The organism is Salipaludibacillus keqinensis (assembly GCF_003226325.1).
Lineage (GTDB): Bacteria > Bacillota > Bacilli > Bacillales > Salisediminibacteriaceae > Salipaludibacillus > Salipaludibacillus keqinensis.
Genome location: NZ_PDOD01000006.1, coordinates 150,460 through 173,410, shown reverse-complemented (window position 1 = coordinate 173,410; position 22,951 = coordinate 150,460). Strand labels below are relative to the sequence as shown.

General features: G+C 41.5%; 24 protein-coding genes. 14 read left to right on the top strand and 10 right to left on the bottom strand.

The features are described from left to right. The first annotated feature begins 197 nt into the window (after nt 1–197). From CR194_RS19155 to CR194_RS19105, 11 genes are all read left to right on the top strand, one after another. Nucleotides 198–1,541 carry a YeiH family protein gene (locus tag CR194_RS19155; RefSeq protein ID WP_110612058.1) on the top strand — a complete coding sequence of 448 codons (1,344 nt, stop codon included), beginning with the start codon at nt 198–200 and terminating at the stop codon, nt 1,539–1,541. A gap of 59 nt (nt 1,542–1,600) precedes the next feature. Continuing rightward, complete coding sequence (locus CR194_RS20355) at nt 1,601–1,738, top strand: hypothetical protein (protein WP_233254435.1); 138 nt, start codon at nt 1,601–1,603, stop codon at nt 1,736–1,738. A gap of 195 nt (nt 1,739–1,933) precedes the next feature. Beyond that, nucleotides 1,934–2,998 (top strand): inorganic phosphate transporter, encoded by a 1,065-nt coding sequence (locus CR194_RS19145; protein WP_110612054.1) that lies wholly within the window; start codon nt 1,934–1,936, stop codon nt 2,996–2,998. A gap of 36 nt (nt 2,999–3,034) precedes the next feature. Then, complete coding sequence (locus CR194_RS19140) at nt 3,035–3,772, top strand: phosphoadenylyl-sulfate reductase (RefSeq protein ID WP_110612052.1); 738 nt, start codon at nt 3,035–3,037, stop codon at nt 3,770–3,772. Nucleotides 3,773–3,778: 6 nt separating this feature from the next. Continuing rightward, on the top strand, nt 3,779–4,918 hold the full coding sequence (gene sat, locus CR194_RS19135; RefSeq protein ID WP_110612050.1) for a sulfate adenylyltransferase: 1,140 nt from the start codon (nt 3,779–3,781) through the stop codon (nt 4,916–4,918). Beyond that, nucleotides 4,915–5,517: an adenylyl-sulfate kinase gene (cysC, locus tag CR194_RS19130; RefSeq protein ID WP_110612048.1), complete on the top strand. Its 603-nt coding sequence runs from the start codon at nt 4,915–4,917 to the stop codon at nt 5,515–5,517. Before sat ends, cysC begins: the two co-directional genes overlap by 4 nt. A 19-nt stretch (nt 5,518–5,536) precedes the next feature. After that, nucleotides 5,537–7,153 (top strand): nitrite/sulfite reductase, encoded by a 1,617-nt coding sequence (locus CR194_RS19125; protein ID WP_110612046.1) that lies wholly within the window; start codon nt 5,537–5,539, stop codon nt 7,151–7,153. 29 nt (nt 7,154–7,182) lie between these two features. Then, entirely contained in the window at nt 7,183–7,389 is a 207-nt protein-coding gene (locus CR194_RS19120; protein WP_110612044.1) for a DUF3906 family protein, read from the top strand. Between the two features lie 19 nt (nt 7,390–7,408). After that, on the top strand, nt 7,409–8,206 hold the full coding sequence (gene cobA, locus CR194_RS19115) for a uroporphyrinogen-III C-methyltransferase (protein ID WP_110612042.1): 798 nt from the start codon (nt 7,409–7,411) through the stop codon (nt 8,204–8,206). Nucleotides 8,207–8,221: 15 nt separating this feature from the next. After that, the gene (locus tag CR194_RS19110) at nt 8,222–8,986 is read left to right on the top strand and encodes a sirohydrochlorin chelatase (protein WP_110612040.1); all 765 of its coding nucleotides are present in this window, start codon (nt 8,222–8,224) and stop codon (nt 8,984–8,986) included. A gap of 28 nt (nt 8,987–9,014) precedes the next feature. Continuing rightward, a complete protein-coding gene (locus CR194_RS19105) occupies nt 9,015–9,635 on the top strand; it encodes a precorrin-2 dehydrogenase/sirohydrochlorin ferrochelatase family protein (RefSeq protein WP_158282315.1) in 621 nt (206 codons plus the stop codon). A 17-nt stretch (nt 9,636–9,652) separates the two neighbouring features. Here the strand turns inward: CR194_RS19105 and CR194_RS19100 are convergent, their stop codons facing one another. Both CR194_RS19100 and CR194_RS19095 read right to left on the bottom strand, forming a co-directional pair. Beyond that, on the bottom strand, nt 9,653–10,417 hold the full coding sequence (locus CR194_RS19100; RefSeq protein ID WP_110612036.1) for an HAAS domain-containing protein: 765 nt from the start codon (nt 10,415–10,417) through the stop codon (nt 9,653–9,655). 16 nt (nt 10,418–10,433) lie between these two features. Further along, nucleotides 10,434–10,757, bottom strand: coding sequence for a PadR family transcriptional regulator (locus tag CR194_RS19095; protein ID WP_110612247.1), 324 nt, complete (start codon nt 10,755–10,757; stop codon nt 10,434–10,436). Between the two features lie 175 nt (nt 10,758–10,932). Here CR194_RS19095 and CR194_RS19090 point away from each other — a divergent pair, with 175 nt between their 5' ends. From CR194_RS19090 to CR194_RS19080, 3 genes are all read left to right on the top strand, one after another. Next, nucleotides 10,933–11,877, top strand: coding sequence for a TRM11 family SAM-dependent methyltransferase (locus tag CR194_RS19090; RefSeq protein WP_233254433.1), 945 nt, complete (start codon nt 10,933–10,935; stop codon nt 11,875–11,877). 28 nt (nt 11,878–11,905) lie between these two features. Next, complete coding sequence (locus tag CR194_RS19085) at nt 11,906–12,757, top strand: patatin-like phospholipase family protein (protein ID WP_110612034.1); 852 nt, start codon at nt 11,906–11,908, stop codon at nt 12,755–12,757. Between the two features lie 128 nt (nt 12,758–12,885). Then, entirely contained in the window at nt 12,886–13,128 is a 243-nt protein-coding gene (locus tag CR194_RS19080) for a hypothetical protein (RefSeq protein ID WP_110612032.1), read from the top strand. A gap of 126 nt (nt 13,129–13,254) precedes the next feature. Here CR194_RS19080 and mbcS read toward each other — a convergent pair whose 3' ends face one another. The 8 genes from mbcS to CR194_RS19040 all read right to left on the bottom strand — a co-directional run bounded on the left by mbcS (nt 13,255) and on the right by CR194_RS19040 (nt 22,893). Beyond that, a complete protein-coding gene (mbcS, locus tag CR194_RS19075) occupies nt 13,255–14,832 on the bottom strand; it encodes an acyl-CoA synthetase MbcS (protein WP_408640770.1) in 1,578 nt (525 codons plus the stop codon). A 13-nt stretch (nt 14,833–14,845) separates the two neighbouring features. Continuing rightward, a complete protein-coding gene (locus CR194_RS19070; RefSeq protein WP_110612030.1) occupies nt 14,846–15,397 on the bottom strand; it encodes a hypothetical protein in 552 nt (183 codons plus the stop codon). Nucleotides 15,398–15,418: 21 nt separating this feature from the next. Then, nucleotides 15,419–17,065 (bottom strand): solute symporter family protein, encoded by a 1,647-nt coding sequence (locus CR194_RS19065; RefSeq protein ID WP_110612028.1) that lies wholly within the window; start codon nt 17,063–17,065, stop codon nt 15,419–15,421. Between the two features lie 6 nt (nt 17,066–17,071). Continuing rightward, nucleotides 17,072–17,374, bottom strand: a complete 303-nt coding sequence (locus CR194_RS19060) for a hypothetical protein (protein WP_110612026.1) — start codon at nt 17,372–17,374, stop codon at nt 17,072–17,074. A 668-nt stretch (nt 17,375–18,042) separates the two neighbouring features. After that, the gene (locus CR194_RS19055; protein ID WP_110612024.1) at nt 18,043–19,176 is read right to left on the bottom strand and encodes a S8 family peptidase; all 1,134 of its coding nucleotides are present in this window, start codon (nt 19,174–19,176) and stop codon (nt 18,043–18,045) included. Between the two features lie 74 nt (nt 19,177–19,250). Then, nucleotides 19,251–20,357, bottom strand: a complete 1,107-nt coding sequence (locus CR194_RS19050) for a S8 family peptidase (RefSeq protein WP_233254440.1) — start codon at nt 20,355–20,357, stop codon at nt 19,251–19,253. Between the two features lie 303 nt (nt 20,358–20,660). Further along, on the bottom strand, nt 20,661–21,542 hold the full coding sequence (locus tag CR194_RS19045) for a helix-turn-helix domain-containing protein (RefSeq protein WP_110612020.1): 882 nt from the start codon (nt 21,540–21,542) through the stop codon (nt 20,661–20,663). 448 nt (nt 21,543–21,990) lie between these two features. Continuing rightward, nucleotides 21,991–22,893, bottom strand: coding sequence for a LysR substrate-binding domain-containing protein (locus CR194_RS19040; protein ID WP_110612018.1), 903 nt, complete (start codon nt 22,891–22,893; stop codon nt 21,991–21,993). Nucleotides 22,894–22,951 lie beyond the last annotated feature (58 nt).

The following is a 22,951-nucleotide window of genomic DNA, read 5'->3' as shown; positions in this document are numbered from 1 at the left end:
TTTACACTCATCTGTAAGACCACGAAAAGAAGTAAACCCTCTTTTCATGGTCTTTTTAGCGTCCGTTCAATAAAACAAATATTCAAAAATTATTAATAAATGTTGGAAATTTGTGTTGACATGGACAAGTTAACACAACTATACTAATAAATCATATAAGTTTACTCGGTTATTTAAACAGCAGAGGGGGAATGTACATGAAAAGCGCAGAAAAGAGAGAGTTTGAAGGGGATCAATTAAAGAAGGAAGAGCCCCAAAAAAATTCGTTAAACACGGAAGACTGGTGGGCAGTTTGGCTTGGTTTTGGTGTGATTGGGCTTGTCGCCTTATCGCTATTATCTTCACCGGTACTGCCTGAAAGGTGGGGGACAGAAGCAGCAGATACCATTTTTCAATCCATTCCTTTAGAGAATGTCCCAGGTCTCTTCATCACCTTATTAAGTTCGTTTCTTGTATTTGGAATAGCCATTTTTTTCTTGAAGAGAAATTCTTTTAAGAATTTTGTGGTGGCCTTTCCCGTGCTATTTTTGATCACGACTGCAGCGTTCGTCTTAGGAGAATTTGGTCCATGGCGACACTATGGCTTCAATGACGTTATTTGGGCCCTTGCTCTCGGTTTATTTATAAGTAATGTTCTTAAAACGCCAGCATTTTTAAAGCACGCGTTACACACGGAACTTTACATTAAGGCGGGACTCGTGTTGTTGGGCGCATCGATCTTATTTGACCGGATGCTAGCTCTAGGTTTATTAGGTGTAGGTGTAGCGTGGATTGTTACGCCCATTGTGATTATTTTAATGTATTGGTTTTCACAGCGGGTTCTGAACATGCAAGACCAAAGAGGGCTAGCGATTACCATTTCATCAGCAACAGCTGTTTGTGGGGTGTCGGCGGCAATTGCTTCAGGTACGGCTGCTAAAGCAAAAAAAGAAGAGATTACGTTGGCCATCTCCATTACGCTTATTTTCACCATTATTATGATGTTAGGGATGCCTGCCTTAGTGTCAGCTTTAAATATAGATGCTGTCGTAGGCGGTGCTTGGCTTGGTGGAACAATTGATGCGACTGGTGCTGTAGTAGCAGCAGGGTCTTTACTTGGAGATGAGGCCATGGAAGTGGCGTCAGTGATAAAGATGGTGCAAAATATTTTAATTGGATTTGTAGCTGTAGCCATCGCCCTATTCTTCGTTTCTCGTTACGAAAACAAAGGCTTGAATAAAAAAGTGAGTGGGGAAGAAGTTTGGACACGTATGCCAAAATTCATTATTGGGTTTCTAGGTGCTTCACTTATCTTCTCTTTCGTTTTACCAGAACAGGCAGTCGAGACGTATTTACCGGTGATTGACGATTATAGAGGAGTCTTTTTTGCCCTAGCATTCGTCAGTATTGGTTTAGAATCAAATTTCAAAGAATTGGCTAAAGGGGTTCAAGGTGGCAAGCCGATCATTCTATATATTACTGGGCAATTGTTGAATATCATATTAACGCTACTTGCTGCATGGTTCTTTTTCAGTGGGCATTTCTTTTCGCTTCCATTCTAAAATGAAAGGTGATCTATATGACGATAAAGAAGAGAATGTTCATTACTGTTGTGACCATCATGATACTAGGTTTCTCTTTGAAATGGTCCTTGCCTAATGAAACTTCAGAAGAAAGACCATCAGGTGCAGGTGATATATGGTGGGTACAAGTTCCGGAAATCATAGAATCTTTCAGAAAGACAGAAAATGATAACTAGAGACCATGAAAGTTAGGGAGAGGAAAGGAAAAGTACTAAACAGACCCCCTGTCAAAATAACTAAATTTAGAATTGTATATATTTTTCGCAAAATTCTGTTGACCAATTATTGTAAGTTGTATATAATCCCTAGTAACCAAATGGGTATTATCAAATTTATATGAAAGTAATCTAAGTGGATGGGAAGTGTGAGGGATGTTATTAGCCTATACAGCGATAGCCATTGCGTTATTTTTTGCTATGAATATTGGAGCTAGTGGTGCAGCTGCAACTTTAGGTCCTGCTTATGGTAGCGGAGCTGTAAAAAAACAACTCGCACTTCTTTTAGCTGGATTAGGGGCAATGCTTGGAGCAGTCATTGGCGGAGGCGAAGTGGTGAAAACCGTTGGGGAAGGAATTATTCCTCAGAGTATTTTTTCAATCGAGGTGGCTCTTGTTATCTTACTTTCAGCTACTCTTACCCTTTTCCTAGCGAATATGATCGGCATCCCGTTATCAACCAGTGAAGTGACGATTGGAGCTGTAGTTGGGGTGGGCATCGCCTTTCAAGCTCTGCATGTGAATAATGTTTTGTATATTGTCTCTTTTTGGTTGCTTGTACCTGTCGCAGCTTTTCTGATCTGTTTTATTTTAGGGAAGACGATTCAAGTACTTGAACGTAGATGGCCTGAATTAAAAGGGAAAGGCGTTTGGAAAAAATGGCTAGCTCTCTTGTTAGTTGCAACGGGATTTATTGAAGCTTTTTCCGCTGGAATGAACAATGTAGCCAATGCGATCGGACCCCTTGTTGGGGCAGGAATTATCGCCCAAACTTCAGGTATTTGGTTGGGAGCGGTATTCGTGGCATTAGGGGCTTTGATTTTCGGAGGGAAAGTACTTGAAACAAATGGGAAAAAAATCATTTCCTTTTCTTTGTTAGAAGGAACCGCAGTTTCAGGCACGGGTGGTGGACTCGTCATTATCGCTTCCGTATTTGGTATCCCAGTTCCTTTAACTCAAGCGACAACCTCAGGAATTGTTGGTATTGGTTGTGCTAGAAACGGGTTTCAACTTTGGCAAAAAGGTGTGATAAGAAAAATTATTAAGGTGTGGATCGTGTCACCGATTTTGTCACTCGTCATGTCATATAGTTTGATTCAAGTCTTTCTCCATCCTAACCCATATATGGTGGTTATTGTCCTTGCCATCATTATCGCAACAATCGGTACATTGAGTTTATATAAGTCCGTCAAGTTAGAGCAACAAACAGTCCAACAGTGATTAGATGAATTAAGGAAGAAGAAGGGAGTTAAGCCCATGACAAGAATAACCAACCCTGATCAATCATTTACCGAGAGCGACTATCTTTTTTTTCAAGAGCGTTTGAAACACCTTAAGGCAGAAGACGTGATTAGGTGGGCATATGAGTTGTTCCACGATAAACTCACCTATGCATGCAGCTTCGGAGCAGAAGGAATCGTCTTAGTGGATATGATTTCAAAAACCAAACCAGATGCTCGTATTGTTTTCCTTGATACGCATGTTCATTTCGCTGAAACTTATGAATTGATTCATCGGATCAAGAAAAAATATCCAACCTTGCAAATAGATATGATTGAGCCCGATCTCACTCTAGAAGATCAAAAGGCTGAGTATGGCGACAGACTCTGGGCGACTCGTCCCGATCTGTGCTGTGAGATTCGTAAAAATCGTCCCTTAAAAAAAGCCCTAGAGGGAAGCACGGCGTGGCTATCTGGCTTAAGAAGAGACCAATCGCCGACTCGAGCGAATACAGAGTTTGTAAATCAAGATGACAAGTTCCAGCTCGTGAAAGTGTGCCCGTTGATTCATTGGAGTTGGCAGGATGTGTGGGATTATATCCACGCTAACGAACTTCCTTACAACGAGCTTCATGACCAAGGTTATCCAAGTATAGGCTGCGAGCCGTGTACATTTCCGGTAAAAGAGGGCGAAGACCATCGGGCAGGCCGCTGGTCTGGGATGGAAAAGACCGAGTGTGGCCTGCACGTAAAACCAAATTCAGCGAAGGAGTGATCGAACATGACAGTAAGCCTTCCTCACGGAGGAACATTAATGAATCGATTCGATGATTCGGTCGATTATTCAGGAATTTCAGAGTCAATTGAACTAGACAAAACGAGTTTGTCAGATTTAGAGCTTATTGCTAATGGAGCTTACAGCCCGTTAACAGGATTTTTAGGGAAAGAAGACTACTCTAGTGTGGTGCAAGAAATGAGGCTATCAGACGGCCATGTGTGGAGTCTGCCGATTACCCTTCCGGTGACTAGAGAAGTCGCTTCTTCTCTTTCGGAGGGACAGTCGGTTTTGCTTAAGTTCCAAGGTGTGACGTATGGTATCCTAAAATTACAGGAAATTTACACCCCAGACCAACAAACGGAAGCGATTCAAGTGTATAAAACCTCTGATCAGGCACACCCAGGGGTCAAAAAAATCTTCGAAAGAGGCGATACGTATTTAGGAGGTCCAATTACGCTCGTCCGTTCACCTGAAAAGGATCAATTTTCCACATATTATCTTCATCCAGCTGAGACGAGAGAAACTTTTGCGAAAAAAGGGTGGAAAAAGGTCGTTGGGTTTCAAACGAGGAATCCCGTTCACCGAGCTCACGAATATATTCAAAAATCCGCCTTGGAAATTGTCGATGGCTTGTTTTTAAATCCACTGGTTGGTGAAACGAAAGCCGATGATATTCCTGCCGATGTTCGAATGGAAAGTTACCAAGTACTGTTAGAAAATTATTACCCAAAAGATCGAGTTTTCCTAGCTGTATTTCCAGCAGCCATGAGATATGCGGGCCCCCGCGAAGCGATTTTTCATGCCTTAGTCAGAAAAAATTACGGTTGTACTCATTTTATCGTCGGGCGTGATCATGCTGGCGTAGGTGACTATTATGGCACGTATGAGGCACAGGAGATTTTTGAGCAGTTCTCAGAAGAAGACTTAGGCATTACGCCACTTTTCTTTGAACACAGCTTTTATTGCAAGAAGTGTGAGAACATGGCTTCCACTAAGACGTGCCCTCATGAACTGAAAGACCGGGTCATTTTATCAGGTACAAAGGTAAGAGAACTTCTACGAAACGGGGAGACGCCTCCACCGGAATTTAGTCGTCCTGAAGTCGTTCAAGTATTGATTGATGGAATGAAGGTGAGTGTATGAGCCATAAAGCGGCAAATATTCACTGGCATGATTCTGTCGTAACAAAACATGACCGTCAACAACTTCGAGGGCACAAAAGCTGTATCATATGGTTTACTGGACTCTCTGGCTCAGGAAAATCAACATTGGCGAACGCTGTGGATAGAAGCCTACATCAGTCTAGTGTTCAAAGCTATGTGTTGGATGGGGACAATATTCGACATGGTTTAAATCGGGACCTTGGATTTAAGCCGGAGGATCGGCAAGAGAACATACGTAGGATAGGAGAGGTATCCAAGCTTTTCGTTGATGGAGGAAGTATCGTACTAACTGCTTTTGTATCCCCTTACCGGGAAGATCGCCAACTTGCCCGAGAGATGGTGGAACAAGGTGAATTCATCGAAATTTATGTGAAATGTCCCGTTGAAGAATGCGAAAACAGAGATCCAAAAGGCCTTTATAAGAAAGCGCGGAACGGTGAAATACCTGAATTTACGGGAATTAGCGCCCCATATGAAGAACCTGTGTCACCAGAATTAACGATCTCTAGTGACCTTGCTTCAGTAGAGGATTCGGTAGAAACGATCATAACCTATTTGAAAGAGCAACAAATTATTTAGTAGAAAGGGGATTTACATAATGGGGTACACGAAAGTTTGGGCAGATAACGAAAAATTGAGTAAAGAAGAAAAATTAAAACTAGAAAAAGACGGATTGGATATTTTAAATGATATTCCTCAATACGCGGAAGAGGGGTTTGCCTCGATTCCAAAAGAAGATTGGCCCCTCTTTAAATGGGCTGGGCTCTATCTGCAAAAGCCAAAAGAAGATGGTTATTTCATGATGCGGGTCAATGTCCCATCCGGCATTCTCTCTCATAGTCAAGCATTGATTCTTGCTGGGATTGCTAAGGATTACGGCCGTGATGTCATTGACATCACGACACGTCAGGCAATTCAGTTCCACTGGCTTCAAATCGAAGACATCCCAGATATTTTCCGTCGCTTAGAGGAGGGTGGTTTATCATCGGTAGGTGCCTGTGGAGACATTATGCGAACCATCGTTGGAAATCCCTTGGCGGGAATCGATCCAAATGAGCTGATTAATACGCAGGAAATCGTTCAGGATGTCTATGATTATTTCCAACATAACCGAGATTTTTCTAACTTGCCGAGAAAATTCAAAGTGTCGATCTCATCCAATTTGAACAATGCACAAAATGCGGAAATTAACTGCTTGTCATTTACACCGGCAACGAAAGAAATAGATGGGAAAGCGGTCCACGGTTTTCACGTGTATGTTGGCGGAGGCCTCTCAGCAAAACCTTACTTGGCTCAAGAGCTGGATGTGTTCGTAAGGCCAGATCAAGTGAACGAAGTGACAAAAGTGGTGACGACCATTTTCCGTGATCATGGATACCGTGAAAAACGTCACCGTGCTCGTTTAAAATTTCTTCTCGCAGATTGGGGGCCTGAAGCGTTCAAGGAAAAAATGGAGGAGTTCATCTCTTTGCCATCGAAAGGCACGAACCGCTTTGAAACGTGGAACGCAGGCTATTTTTACGGAGTTCATCCGCAAAAACAAGCAGGATTTAATTATATAGGATTAAATATCCCTGTAGGCCGTTTGTATTCGGATGAATTAATTGAACTTGCTCGCATTTCTAAGGAATATGGAAATGGTGAAATCAGGACGTGTAATTCGCAAAATGTAGTTATTCCTAACATAGCTGATGATGACGTGGATCGTTTTCTAAATGAAGATATTCTAGACCGGATGAATATCGCTCCGAAGCCGTTTATCGGTTCATCGGTGTCATGCACAGGGATTGAGTATTGTAACCTTGCCCTTGTTGAAACAAAAGAACGGATGAGGGATATCGCAAATTATTTGGATGACCATTTAACGGTCGATGTACCGGTGAGAATCCATATGGTTGGCTGTCCAAATGCCTGTGGGCAAAGGCAAATAGCCGATATCGGTTTACAAGGGATTAAAATGAAAAACAAAGATAAAAAGCTTGTTGAAGCGTTTGAAATTTATGTAGGTGGAACTCTGACGCAAGGAGCTCAATTCAACGAAAAGTTGAAAGGGAAAATCGAAGCACACGAATTAGACGGCGTCCTATTAAAATTCATTCAATATTTCACAGATGAAAAACAACAAGGAGAGGACTTTCACGCTTTTTATTTACGTTTAGGAAAAGAGCCACTTCAAGAAAAACTAACCGAAATCATTGAACAGCAAGCATCTTGACTCGGTTTTCATCACGAGGAGGAAGGACCATGAAACTTTACCGGTTTGAAGCGCGAGTGAATAAAGAGAAAAATGTCCATATTGTCGTTGCAGCAGAAGATGAAGCCACCGCTTTTAATGTAGCTGAAGTTGAATTAGAGAAATCATATTTACAGACCCCGATCATAGAGGAATTATCATTATATGATACGAGAATCATAACGAAACACGCCGGGTTTGTGATCGGACATGAATAAAATCATAGGGGGAAGACGTATGAAAAGACATGTAGGTGAAGTTTATTTTGTTGGGGCAGGTCCGGGAGACCCGAAGCTTTTAACACTCCGAGGAGCAGAGCTGTTACAAGAGGCGGATGTGATTGTGTATGATCGGCTTGTGAATATCCAGTTGCTTGATCATGCTAAAAAAGGTGCAGAGCTTATCTATTGTGGGAAACAACCACAAACAGCTTGTATTTCCCAAGAGGAGATCAATGACATTCTCGTCTATCATGGGAAGCGAGGTCAAAAAGTGGTTCGTTTAAAAGGCGGAGACTCAACGGTATTTGGTCGAGTCGGTGAAGAAGCGGCCGCTTGTCGGCAAAATGGGTTACCCTTTGAAATCGTCCCAGGCATTACATCCGGAATTGCGGCGCCAGCTTATGCGGGAATCCCTCTTACCCATAGAGAATTAAGCTCATCTTTTGCGGTGGTAGCAGGGCACAGACGAAAAGATGGCAAGCAAGAAGAGATCAATTGGCAGAGCTTAGCGGTCGGAGTGGATACGCTCGTTTTTTATATGGGAGTAAAGCAAATTCAGCTCATTCAAGAAAAATTGTTGCTACATGGACGACCGCCCTCTACACCGGTGGCGATCATTCAATGGGGAACGTGCGAGGTGCAGAAAACGGTCACTGGGGAACTAGGAACGATTGTGAAAGAATTGGAAACAAAGAAAATTGCCTCTCCAGCAATCATTGTCGTGGGCGAAGTAGTTAGACTTAGAGAAGACTTAGCTTGGTTTGAAGATAAATTGGCAGATTCGCCTTTGCTTCAACAAGCAATCCATGCGTAAAGAAGGTGAATTTGAATGAATATGAGTCAAACAGGAGTGCTGATCATCGCCCATGGCTCAAGTAACCCAAAATGGGAAAAGGATATTGAGGAAGCCGTTTTAAAAGTGAACACAGAGCTTCCTGTGGTGATCAGTTATTTGGAATTTAGCGAAGAAAAGACGATAGAAAAAGGAATTCAGCAGTTAGAAAGTGATGGAATTAAGACGATCGTCTCCATTCCTCTTTTTATCTCGTCAGGAAGCACGCATATTGATGAAATCAAATATGCGTTAGGAGTCATCGCAGAAACGCCTGTTGATACGGATCTTCATCCAATTGAAATGGCTTGTGATATTGTTTGGTGCGAACCAATGGATGATCATGCTCTAGTAATGGACTTGGTTTCAGAACGGGTGGCTTCTTTATCCGTGAATCCGGAAAAGGAAGTCCTCCTCCTTGTCGCACACGGTAGCGATGAATCTTCCTTTCATGAGAAGTGGGAGGAACTTCTGCAAAGGATGAAGCAGGCATTGGCTACTCGCTTTCCATTTAAACAAATCGTCCATGGTACTCTTCACCCAGATAACTTAAGAAGTACAGTTGCTCGTCTCCCACAAGAGACCGAGACCCTCGTCCTTCCGCTGTTTTTATGTGAAGGGTATTTTACAAACAAAGTCATACCAAATAGGTTAGAAGGTCTTTCTTATCATTGGGAAGGAAAGACGTACCTTCCACATCCACTGGTGTCATCTTGGATAGAAAATCAACTGGAAGCGGCGTTAGCGAATGATAGACAGTAATGATCATTATTGAAAGGAGATGGTGAAAATGAGTAGCCCCTTTGTTCTTCAGATAAAAAACAAGCCGTGCCTTGTCATTGGGGGCGGCACCATCGCCGAAAGAAAAATCATACATTTACTTAAAGAGCAGGCCTCCGTCACGGTCATTAGTCCAACATTGACTGAAAATTTAAAACAGCAGCGGAATGCCTTTACCTATAAGGAAACAGATATGAAAGTAAAGGATACTGATCGAGAAGGTTGTGATCGGTTGGACTTGAACTGGCGGTCCTTCTTTTTGGTAGTGATTGCAACGGATTCCTTTGCATTAAACGAAAAGTTCGCGACAGGTCTCACTCAGTACGTATCACTAATTAATGTAGTTGATAACCAACAGGTAAGTAGCTTCTTTTTCCCATCTGTTATTGAACGGGGAAAGTTGAAAGTAGCAGTAACCACATCTGGTGCGAGCCCAATACTTTCCAAAAAAATAACGAGACATATTGCAAAATTATTAGGTCCAGAATATGGTGAATACGTCGACCAGTTGGCGGCCCTACGAAGAGATTTGCAAAAAAGAGAGATAAACCCCATCAGGCGTAAAGAATTACTTGAAGCATCGACTCCGTTTCCTCTTCCGGACAGTCAAGAGAGAGAGAACAAAAAATAGAATAGGTATAGAGGCAGCTAAAGTTTATTGGTTTTCTTTAGTCTTTTAAAGGTTATGAACAGGTATATACCTATTCCAATATAAGAAACAAACACACCTATCGTTAATTGAGTCACTTCTTGCATGGATGTGAAGCTAAGGAGAAATGGTGGCAAGTATAAAAGAGTAATTATGACCAAAAGAACGGCTGTTTTCGCCCACCACGAGGCAGCGATAAGAAAGATCATTGTGATGATTACTGCAATAATACTGCCGAGTTGTCCAAAGTGTATGAGTGGTGGGTCGATCACTCTATTTAAATAGATTAAACTAAAGAACAACCCCATGGTCAGAAGTGGAACGAGACTTAAGACCGTGACTTGTTTTCCATTTGAAAGATTTTTACCTGAAATAAATTTGAAAGTAGCGGAGACACCTAGGAGAAAAATAATGCCGATGGTAAAGAATCCGATAAGTTCTAATATAGAGTAAGCAAGTGCTCCACTGAGACTGTCACCGACAATTTTAAACGAAAAGCTACCGAATAGAATAATCGGGACAAACTTTGCCCAAGCCTTATAGTCGAGCGACATTTCATGAGAGAGTTGGTTCATATAATCCTTAGGAGAATCGCCAATAATTTTTTCAATGGTTTTTCCGTTTTGTTCTGCTTCCAATAAATGAACTTCCAATTGATCGACAATATCATCAATTTCTTCAGAGTTTTTTGCACTTGAAAATAAATAGATTCGTAAATCTTCTAAGAATGTTTTACTTTTGTGGGAAAGTTTTGAGTGTGTCATTTGCTCTCTCTCCTTTTCATGGTTTAGTTTCATCATTCAGCACGTTCGTAACATTGATCTGTAAGTACTCCCAACGTTTAATGAAGCTTGCTAGTTCCTCCTCGCCTTTGTCTGTTAGCGAATAGTACTTTCTTTTTGGGCCTGCAGTAGATTTTTTATAGGTAGAAGTCACAAGTTTTTCCTTCTGCATCCGAATGAGCAGAGGATAAATGGTTCCCTCACTTATTGAATCAAACCCGTATCTCTCCAATTTCACGGCTAATTCGTAGCCATAAACTTCATTTTCGTTAATGATTGCAAGCAAACAACCATCTAATATGCCTTTCATCATTTGGGTCATGGCCACTAGGGATCACTTCTTTCTTTACCTTGTATTACATAGTATAAGAAAAGTATAACTTTAAGTACCTTGTAATGCAAGGTACTCATGTGGTTTTTATGATACTTTGCTATTTCTCCCTTAAAAAGATATCTTTTATAGATAAGGGCAATGATACGAAAAGGATGAGAAGAGATTGGAAAACGATAATAAACCAACATATATTTATACATACTCGTACAGAGAAGAGGAGAAAGATCTCTGTCAATTAGAGATGCGTGCTTTTTTTGGTGCTGATTCGAACATAGGACTGATGGAAAGTGTCATTCAAGTAGACCCTAATCGAAGTCCGTTTATGAACGAGCGAATAGAAATATTATGTGAGTCATATTCAATAGACGGGTTAATGAACCGAGTCAAAGAACTTCCTAGACTAAACGTGACATTCAAAGTGTTATTCGTGAAAAATCCGTCTACCCATAATCCGATGTTCAAAGAAAGACGATCATTGGAGAGGGAAGTCGGTTTGAAGGTAGATGGAACGGTGGATTTACATAAGCCCGGTCAATTATTCGGGATCATGAATGTTGAAGGCCGTTGGTTGTTCGGACGGTTAAAACAAAGTGAACCAGTATGGCTCAAACATGAAAAAAAGCCTTATCACTACTCCACGGCATTAAGTACACGGATAGCAAGAAGCATCGTTAATATTGCCGTTCCAAATCCAACTGAAATCAAGGCCATTGACCCTTGTTGCGGCATTGGGACCGTCCTCATTGAGGCAAGCTCGATGGGCGTGTATATTGAGGGAAGTGACTCAAATCCAAAAGTCATGTACGGCTTACGGAAAAATTTAGCTCACTTTGGAATACAAACGAAGGTGTCTCTGACTGATATGAGAACGATCACCGGAAACTATGACGTGGCGATTATTGATATGCCATACAATTTATGTTCTGTGATAACTGATGAAGAAAAGCTGGAGATGTTTACAAGCGCTCGAACCTACGCAAAGAAAGTGGTTATCGTGACAATCGAGTCCTTTGATCATCTCATAAGAAACGCAGGATTTATGATTGTTGATCGATGTATTGTCAGTAAAAACAAGATTTTTTCTCGTGAGATACTTGTTTGTGAATAAAGAAATTTAGTGCAAAAGGATTGATTATATGCATAATTGCGGACTTGTGTTAGAAGGAGGAGGAATGAAAGGGCTTTATACTGCTGGAGTTCTTGAATATTTCTTAGAAAGAGATTTATTTTTCAATTATGTCATAGGAGTATCAGCAGGTGCCTGCATGGGCGCCTCGTATTTATCAAGGCAAAAGGGTCGAAATAAAGAGGTCAATATTGGGCTCGTAAACGATTCCCGTTATTTATCATGGCGAAATGTCATCTTGAGAAGACAGTTATTCGGCATGGATTTCTTATTCGATCACGTACCCAATCATATTGTTCCTTTTGATTTTACTGCATTAGAAAAAGGCAAGGAACAGTTTTTAATCGGTACCATTGATTGCCACACCGGTGAGGCACTATATTACAATAAACAAGAACACGGAAAAGATATCCTGAAAATCATTCGTGCCTCAAGTTCTCTGCCGCTGATCGCTCCGCCAGTGGAATATGACGGAAGAGTGTTGCTTGACGGAGGTCTTGTGGACCCGATTCCAATTAAGAAAGCGAAAAAAGACGGAAATCAAAAAAATGTCGTTATCATGACCAAAACCAATAACGAACGATTGAAACCAAGCAGGGCTTCGTCGTTTATGAGGTTGCTCTATCGAAAATATCCTGCCGTCGCTGATTCGTTGCATAAACGATTAATTACATATAATGAGGCGTTATCGTTTATTGAAGCTGAGCAGGAAAAAGGTAATGTGTTTTTAATCCAGCCAAGTGAGGATGTCCCCGTTAGTAGTTTTGAGCGAAACCAGAAAAGGTTGGAAAATTTGTATGAATTGGGCTATCATGATGCAAAAACTCAGTTTGGCAGATTGAGTGAATGGGTGAGGGGATAGATTCAATCACCATTTCATCAGGTTGATTGTTTGATATGAGACTTTTCTGTTAACCATTATTTTCTTCATAGATCCTTCAAATTTGGAGGGTAGGGTGAAGATATACTTTTAGAAAGGGGCAGTTAAAAATGAAAAAAATTACAACGGCGGTCCTTGCAGCTACTCTGTTGATTTTTGGAGCAGGGAGTTTAGTTTCTGCGCATGACCATGTAGAGGAAGCAACTGGAAAGATGAATGTGGGGCAGATGAAGCAAAACCATGAGGACATGTCTATTCATGAATTCAAGAAAATGTATCAAGGCCATCATGGCACTTTGGGTGCCGCACCTAGTAAAAATTTCAAGCATCATCATGGCGGTATGGACAACTAAAGAAATATGAATATGATAGCCCCAGCCCCGTGTCTAATTTACGAGGGGCTGAGGCTTTTTTCATCTGAACATATAAGATATATATGGGACAGTCGCAGTCGGCAACTGATTAACTCTCACTTTCTATCATCTTTGTTCTTGTAGTCGTAAGTCAATGCGGCGAATTTTGCCGGATGTGGTTTTCGGTAATTCTTCTATAAAGCTGATCTGTCTTGGATATTTGTAAGGGGCGGTGATGCTCTTTGTATGGTCCTGCAATTCTTTGACAAGGTTTGCGTCAGGAACAACGTCCGGATCTCTTAAGACGACAAAGGCTTTTACGATGCTGCCGCGGGTTTCGTCTGGTGAAGCTACCACCGCGCACTCACGAACGGCAGGGTGCTTCACGAGAGCATCTTCCACTTCGAACGGTCCGATCGTGTAACCTGAGCTAATAATAATGTCATCACTGCGGCCTTTAAACCAAAAGTAACCGTCCTCATCTTTCATAGCATGGTCACCTGTTAAGTACCAGTCGCCTCGAAAGGATGCTTGAGTACGTTCAGGTTCGTCTAGGTACTTTTTAAACAGGGCAGGACAATCTTTGTGTACGGCGATGTCACCGACTTCCCCTACCTTAACAGGCTTGCCATCTTCATCAATAATATCTACAGGATTTCCTGGTGTCGGCTTACCCATGGAGCCAGGTTTCGTTGGCATCCCCTTTAGGTTACAAACGAGCAAAGTATTTTCTGTTTGACCGTACCCGTCTCTTACATCTAAATCAAATGCTAGGCGGAAAGCTTCAATAACGGGACGATTTAACGGTTCTCCAGCAGACACAGCACTTTTCAAATCGGGAAGTTTGTAGTCAGACAGATTTTCAACTTTAGCCATTAGCCTATATTCTGTCGGTGTACAGCAAAGGACATTGATCTTTTCCACTTCCATCAGTTTTAAGTAGCTTATCGGATCGAAACTACCGTGATAGACGAAGGCGGTGGCGCCTAGGGTAATCGTTGAAAGGAATGGGCTCCAGATCCACTTTTGCCAGCCCGGTGCAGCCGTGGCCCAGACAAGATCCCCTTCTTCGACACCAAGCCATTCTTTGGCCGCTGTACGAACATGAGCATAGCCCCATCCGTGCGTGTGAACGACTCCTTTAGGATTCCCGGTAGTTCCCGATGTATAAGATAAAAAAGAAATATCGTCCCGGCTAGTTTTTTCGCCTTCATAATCTGTTTTCTCTTTTGCAGCAAGCTTCTCTAACGACTGCCAACCTTCTTCCTCACCGCCAACTATGAATTTTTTCGAAAGGGCGGGATGATCTTCATCAATGGAGTTAATTTCACCAGTTGTTTCATGAAAGGAAACAATCCCTTTCACATTCGCATGTTGGATGCGGTATAACAAATCCTTTTTACGAAGCATGTCTGAACTAGGAATGGCGATAATACCAGCTTTTAAACAGGCTAGGTAAGTGATATAAGCTTCAGGAATTCGCGGTAGAATAATGAGAAGTTTATCCCCTTTGTTAACCCCTTGCCCCTTAAGAGCTAAGGCGAACTGATTCATTTTTTCCACCATTTCTCTGTATGAGATATTCCGTCGCTTGCCTTCCTGATCTAGCCAGCGAACAGCTGTCCTTGTGTTGTCGTGAGCGTATTTCATAAGTTCCTCAGTGATATTGTACTGTGCAGGTGCTATTAATTGATCACGATTCACGAGTGACTCCCCCTTAAGTTATTATGCTTGTAGGCATAACGATGTAATAAACACTTGCGAAAAAGACAAATACTGCAAATACGGCAGCGTAGGCTTTCCAACGTACGAATCCTTGGGTTACCTCATGGATTCGTACGCAAATAAAAAACATCCAACTGACGCCGATGACTAGTGCCCCCATCATAAACCAGCTGGTGTTCATCCCTGTGAGGACAGGGATTGCCATTACTCCAGGGATAAGGGCGATTGTTGTGGTTTGGTTTAAATCCTTGATTTTCCCTGGACCACCAAAACCTTTAGCCCCTGCCCAAAGCAAAACAGTCAGACCGATCTTTGTGAGCCAGACAGAGAATAAGCCAAACAAAATGAAGATGATCGGGACGATGACACTGCGCAGCAGGGCCGATTCAAAGCTTGCAATAAACACCGCGTTAGCAGCAATACCAGCTAATCCATAGACCACCCCAAGACAGATGATGATCAGGCGAATATATAACTTTGATTTAGGTGTACCAAGAAATGCCTCAAACGCCGGTGCGTGTAGTGTAATCATTTTTCCAATCATCGCAATGTCCCCTTTATGAACCTACATATTCCAAGGCATGATCGCCCACACGGCAATGGCCGTAAAAAATGCGACAGTAATGGCAGCTCCTATCGTGCTGTTGTATCGTCGGGGATGAATATCTTTCCATCCATGGATTCTTTCAATAAGTATGTGATCTGCTTTCGTCGTCAGCATTGTCGACAGTTTAGGGATTCTATTTGTCACGTAAGAAACGACGATAAGCAGGATGAAACTGACAGGGATGGCCAGCATTGCGCCGGATAAACCCATGCCGTCGGTGACACTGTGACCGGTCAGGACAATCGTTGGGAATACGAACGGTGAGACGATAATATAAAGGGCACCTCCAATTACTGAGGCTGCGATGGCGCCGAATTTGTTCGCTTCTTTCCACCACACTCCAACGATAATAAGCGGTGCGTTAGTAACACCGGCAAGACCAAACGCCCACAAGATACTGACGACTAAAAAGGCAGGGGGGTTAATGGCAAGCAAGATACTGATAATCCCTCCGGTGAAAATGGCGATATACCCTAGCTTTAATCGTGTTTTTACGTATAAGTTTGGTTTAAGTACGGTTACAATGTCCTGAGAAAGTAAGGCGCCGATAGCGAGCAGATTGCCACTAAGTGTAGACAAGCCAGCTGAAATAGCTCCGGCAATGACGAGGGCAGTGACCCATTCAGGATTATAAACCAAGTTCAAAATAAGGGTGAGCTTGTCGGCATCGGCTGCAGAAATAGCTACGCCTTGTGTTTCCGTCGCATAAACTCCGACGAAGCCCATTGCATAAGTTGCTGAGAAAACAAGTCCGATAATAAATGCAAACCAGACCATTGCTGTTCGCGCGCTTTTCAAACTAGAAGCAGTGTAAATCCGCATAGCCAAGTGGGGAAGGCCAAGAGATCCAATCGTTAATCCAATAAGAGAGACGTACCATTTCGGCGAAAACTGGTAATCAAAGAAATTAGGCATTGCTTCTAGCATGGCTGGAACCATATCAGAGTAGAGGAGAGGAGGGAAGAACCATCCACTTCCACCCACTGCCTTCATAATCGCAGCAAGGGGCACGATGAACATGAGCGCAATGATGACCATTTGAATCGCAGCATTATTTGATGCGCCTGCCATGCCTCCCAAGGTGACGTATCCGACAATCACCAATCCCCCAAATATGAGGCCGGTTAAGTACGGAATTCCGAGAACAGTTTCGAAGGCAAGTGCAATCCCGATCATTTGCCCCAATGCATACATGAGCGAGACAAGAATCATAAATAATGCTGCAATGATCGAAGCACTGAGTCCGTAACGTTCACGGATAAAGTGGGTCGGTGAGAAGGCTCCCATCCGCCGTAAGCTTGTGCCATAGATGATTGTAATAAGGGGAATAGACAATATAAGCTGAATCCACAGCATGATAAACGGTACTTGTAATTGAAGGATAAGCGCTGTAATCCCAAGAAATGTGGCCAAGCTCATATAAGTCGATGCCATGGCCAATCCATTTGTTAAAGGGCCAATACTAGCTCCTGCCACATATAAATCAGTAACAGAGCTGCTCTTACGATTGGAAATATACCCTACGACATAAAATAAAATGAAGGTTACAATGATTGCTGCAATCCCTAAAAAGGGGTTCGATAACTGCCATGCTTCTTCTCCCATACTTGTCTATGCCCCCTCGTAATTCTTTTTTTTCTTAGTGAAACCTTCAATCTGTTCCAGCGAAGGGTCCCCTTGCTCATTGGCTTGCTCAATTTTTTCATCAATATGATTGCCGATTTTACTTGCGACTATCGTTAAAAATAATATCCCGAACCAACCTGAAAGTATCGGTATAATGTACATGATCGGGAATCCGAACAGCATACCATTGACAGGGAAAATAGAGAAAATTAACGCAACGTTCCCAGCAAGTAAAAGTAATACGCTCATCATAATGGTAAAACGGACTTCCAGCTTGTAAGCATTCAATACAGCGCCCCCTTTTTATTTAGTAATCCGACTGAGTGTTCAGTCGTTGATGCTCGTAAACATCAAATGCAGTGAAAATGACTTCCTGCAAGTTCGTTTACAATAATAGACAAGTATGGTATTGATTAGATTGTAATCGCTTACACTTAAATAAGTCAATATAGTTTTAGGAATGTTATGAAAATTAAGTCATAGGGCGGATAAGTGGTTTTTTTCACTATGCTGATATATACAAGGGAGAAGGGAAAATTCTAAATTAATGTTCTTCATTGTCATATAACAGTTGGCCTTGGTAGATGTTGTGTATCAAAATTGCGCGATAAACGATATCTATTCATTATGGTTTATTCGGAATATCGTGCTTTTCAGTAGTTCTTTTATCCTAAAAATCGAAGGTACAAATGAATGTTCAGTCTATTAGGATAGGAATTCACCGAGTCTACACACTTGTGAGAACACATTTCATTTGGCTTTTTAAGATGGTCGTGGAAGAGAGGTACCCTCCACTTTAAGTGTGGCTAAGTGGAGGGGTACGTAAAAATTATCCCTTTCATATTTAGAGCACCTATATTTATTAATATCATCTTTTCACTATTCCGATACCCAAGTGTTCTTTGTAGAAATAAGTGACCTAGCCTTCTCACGGCTAGGTCATTTCTATAAAACTATTAATATTCGATGGCATCCAACGACTGGACAAGACCATGACCATATTGGCTGGCCGATCCTAAACTCTGAGCTGTTTCATTTAATAAATCTCTTAATTCCTCGTTTGATAGTTCCGGTTTCGCTTGCCAAACTTGCGCAGCCACACCTGCTACATGAGGAGATGCCATGGACGTACCGTTAAATGCTGCGTAATCATTGCCAGGGATGGTGCTGAGGACACTCACCCCAGGCGCAGAAATTTCTACTGCCGGACCGCTACTGGAAAAACTCGCTCGATTATTGTTTTCATCAATAGCAGCCACTGCAATAACCGAGTCATAGTTGGCAGGGTATCCAACCGTATCATTGTTTCCACCACGATTTCCACTGTTTCCTGCAGCTGCAACTACAAGAACACCTTCGTCATAAGCGAGGTCACTGAACTCCTCCAAAATTGATGATCCTTGTGAACCACCTAAACTCATATTAATGATATCCATTTCATTATCAATTGACCATTCTATACCTTCAGCAATTCCTGCTAACGTGCCACTGCCGGCATTGTTCAAGACCTTAACAGCATACAAATCTGCGTCATATGCTACACCAATAACACCTAAGTCGTTATTCACTGCACCGACGGTTCCGGCTACGTGTGTACCATGTCCGTTCTCATCATAATATGGATCGCTGTTATCTGCGTCATCAAAGACGGAATGTCCGCCTTTTACATTAGCAGCTAAATCTTCATGCGTGTTATCGACACCCGTGTCTAAGATGGCCACTTTCACACTGTCACCCGTGTAGCCTTCTTCTTGAGCAGCGGTTCCCTGAACATGCGGGACACCCCATGGAACAGTCTGACCTAACGCCTCAACTTCTCCATTTTCTTCAACCATCTCAACTTGAGGGTGTCTTTCTAATCCTCTCTTTTGATTGTCGGTTAAATTGATGTGCATAACAGATAATAACTCGTATTCGTGAAGAATATCTTCTTCGTCAACACCAAAGGCTTTAACAATCCCCTTCTCTGCTGGACCATTAAATTTCACTAAGTAGTCACTGCTTTCACCATTTCCTCCTGAAGCTAATCCTCCGTGAGCTGGTAAAAAGATAAGTACAAGAAGTAACCATGATACGACTAATTTTTTCAATTGAACCCTCTCCTTAAGATTATATTTAAAATAGTTCTCTAGTATTTCAAGCTACTTTTATTCCAAATAAGATATTAATAGGCAGCATGAGAAGCATTTACAAGGCCACTTCCATAATAGTAAGAATGACCAAGAGACGTTGCTGTATCAGTTAACCTTTGTCTGATTTGAGCATTAGAAGCCCATGGGTACTCACTCTTTACTAGGGCAGCTACACCAGCTACATGAGGACTGGCCATCGATGTACCGTTCAATTCCACATAACGGTTTGATGTGTAGGTGCTAAGTACTGAGACTCCTGGTGCCATAATCTCTAACTCGTTGCCGTAAGTAGAAAAGGACGCTCGATTGTTATTTGAATCCACAGCACCTACGGCCATGACAGAGCTATATCTCGCAGGATATGAAATGCCAGCTGTACCGGTGTTCCCAGCAGCCGCAATCAATAGTAAACCTTGATTATTGGCATAATTTGCAGCCTGACTCAAAGTTGAAGACCCTGTAGGTCCCCCTAAACTCATATTGACAATGTCCATATTATTGGTAACAGACCACTCGATTCCTTTGGCTATGCTGCTGTGCGATCCGCCCCCGTTTCGATCTAAGACTTTTACCGCATAGAGATCAATAGATGGGGCGACGCCAATGACGCCGTAGCTATTATCCAGAGCAGCTACTGTTCCAGCAACATGTGTGCCGTGTCCATTATAATCTTGATAAGAAGGCTCCGAGCTAATGTAACTAACACCACCTGAAATTCTTAAATCCTCATGTGTAGCAATTCCAGTATCTAGTACAGCTACCTTTACACCAGTTCCTTTATTTCCCCAAGAATGGACGGTTGGAGCATTAATATGGTCGATTCCCCAGGGGACGGTTTGCGATGTAGTTACTTCTTCATCTTTTTCTACATAATCAATATTTGGATTTTTTTCTAGAGCCTTAGCCGCCTTCTCAGGAATCTTCACATGAAGAACGGGCATGTATTTATATTCATGCAGCACTTCACCGCCAGCTTGCTTTACAACATTCTCATTGACGTCATTATTGAAACCAATTAAGTAATCAAATCTTTCTGCTCCCTGACCGTTGGCGGAAACACTAGCATTTGAAAAAACATACGTAAATGCTAAGATAAATCCGATAATGACCCCTAATAACTTAGAATACCTGTTCAATATAAAACCTCCTTGGAATATTATTTCGATTATCGATAGACTCATAATATTCTAAATATTTGTACTTATCGAACCGTAAAAAAGCCTGTTATTCGCCAGTAACAACGGCAAAACTACACAGGCTTCTTTAATTATAGTTGTTTCTTATAAAGATATTAACATATTAATACTCTTCAGGTAGTATTTGGAGCCAGGAAGCAAGAGGGGAGAAACTCACAAAATAGCAAATGATTATCTATATCTTTTACACTGAAAAATAGTATAAAATTGATAGATTGATAGAGTGCAGTTAACAAAGAAGTATGATTAGCCATTCTTAATGATTTCTAATTCTTCATGTAAATCATTAATAAACTCTGTTACAGGTTTTAAACGGTAAATATGTAATGCTTCGTTCAATAGCTCGATACTTTTATCCTTTTCGGTAGGATCATATTGAAAGAGAGAGCAGCCTTTTTGGAAGAAGAGATGGCCTAATAAATAAAGTTGATCCTCTTCTAGACATGTTTTAATAGCTTTATCTGCATATAAAATCGATTGTTTGAAGTTTTTTCGGTCATATTCGTTTCTGCTAGCGTTAAATAGTATTCGGATGATCAAACGCTGACTACTTAACATAGGAAGGGAATCGACCTGAGATAATAGTTTACTGTAAATTTCTGCGGCAAGGTCTAATTCATTCATTTTACTGTAAATAATCGCTTTAGAGGCTAGAATATCAATCTCGTTTTCAGTAAGATTTTTCTCACTGTCCACTCTTAATTTAAGTGCATTATCCAGCAGCGTAAGTGCCTGATGACTATCATGGTTCATATGAAACAGGCAAATTCCTTCTCGCCACAGAAGGTATTGTTTTAAATGCCGTTCTTTAAATAGGGGGTTGTTCTTTTCAAACCGAATAATCTTCATGACTTCAGGGTAGTGGTGGTCACGAATGTGCGAATCGATAAGGTTGGTTGTTTCTTTTACGTAATTTATTCCATTTCTCGAAATATCGTCAAAAAAATAATTTAAATCGACACCTAACCTTATGGCCATCTGGTGCAACAACGGAGCGGTAGGTGTGGCGGTATTGTTTTCGATTCTGCTGATCAGGCCTTGTGTACAGATTTCCTCGCAAAGTTCTTTTTGAGACATACTCAAATGTTCTCGCAAATCTTTTAATCGATCGCCAATTAAATAGTTCATCTCTGACCTACTCCTCAAAAATATTAATATGTTAATTATAACTTACAAATAAGGAAGCATGTGAAAGAAATAACGTTATAAGATTCAGAATATTAACTATATTGGACGATGCAAGGAATTTCTAAGTATGTAATAATAAATGAAAATATTCTAGGAGGTTGTTCTTCATGAAGAAACTACTTGTTATTATGGCTTTCACTCTATTTTTCGTTTCACCTGTAACGTCATATGCCATAGATGTTACTCCAGACGCCCCCCCGGAGTACACTCATGGATAGATAAATTTGGAGCCTTGTCTATTTGGACAAGGCTCTTTTTTATATGATAGACTTCCTCTTCTCCTATACTCTAACTTAATCTTCACATTATAGGGTCGTTCTCTTAGCTTCAAATCTTCCGAAATATTAAATGTTTGTGTTTTATACGTGTCCTGAGCTTAAATAATTTTTTATTTAAACCCACTAAGTCGAACGAAGAAGTTTTGAATAAATTCATAGAATAGTTGTTCGGTGGGTAACAGAACCCGCTCTTTTGGTGTAATAACTCCGACGGTACGAGTTACGTTCGGTTCGACCACTGGTACCTTAACGGTTGAACGGAAAAGGCTGTCTACTAATGTTACCTCAGGCATTAGTGTTACTCCAAGTCCTGCTGCTACCAGCCCCTTTAATGCGTCAATATCGTCCCCTTCAAAAGCTACGTGCGGAGAAAACCCAAGTTCTTTACACGCATTAATTACGATATCTCGAAAGACAAAGCCTTTCGGTAACAACACAAAAGGATCGTCTTTCAGTTCCCAAAGCCTAAGCGAGGATCTATCCGCTAAAGGGTGATGAATTGGCAATAAAGCGACTACATTTTCTGTAAACAATATTTTCCTTTTCACTCTATTCTCATTCATTGGAACCGGACCGATCAAGGCCAAATTGAAGTCTCCTTTCACAACCCCGTCGATCAAGTCGTTGTAAAGCCCCTGCTTCAACTGAAATTTAACTTCTGGATATTGCATGCGGAAAGAAGAGATAGCTGTCGGCAGAGTGTGTGCGGCTAAACTGATAGGGAAAGCTATACGCAGCGTTCCTTTTTCAGGCTCTAAATACTCTGATACTTCCCGCGTCGCATTATCGATAACATTCATAGCATGAGAGATTCGTTCAAGAAAAATCTTGCCAATAGGCGTTAATTTCAATCTCCTACCTTCACGAATAAATAAATCCACCCCTAATTCTTTCTCTAAATTGACGACTTGTCTGCTCACAGCTGACTGTGCTACATGAAGGCTATGAGCAGCTTCTGTCATATGCTCACGAGTAGCTACTTCCATGAAATATTTGATTTGCCTCAGTTCGATAATAACCCCTTCTTTCTAATCGATCTAAAAAAAGCATTGATTTTATCGATTGTTGATA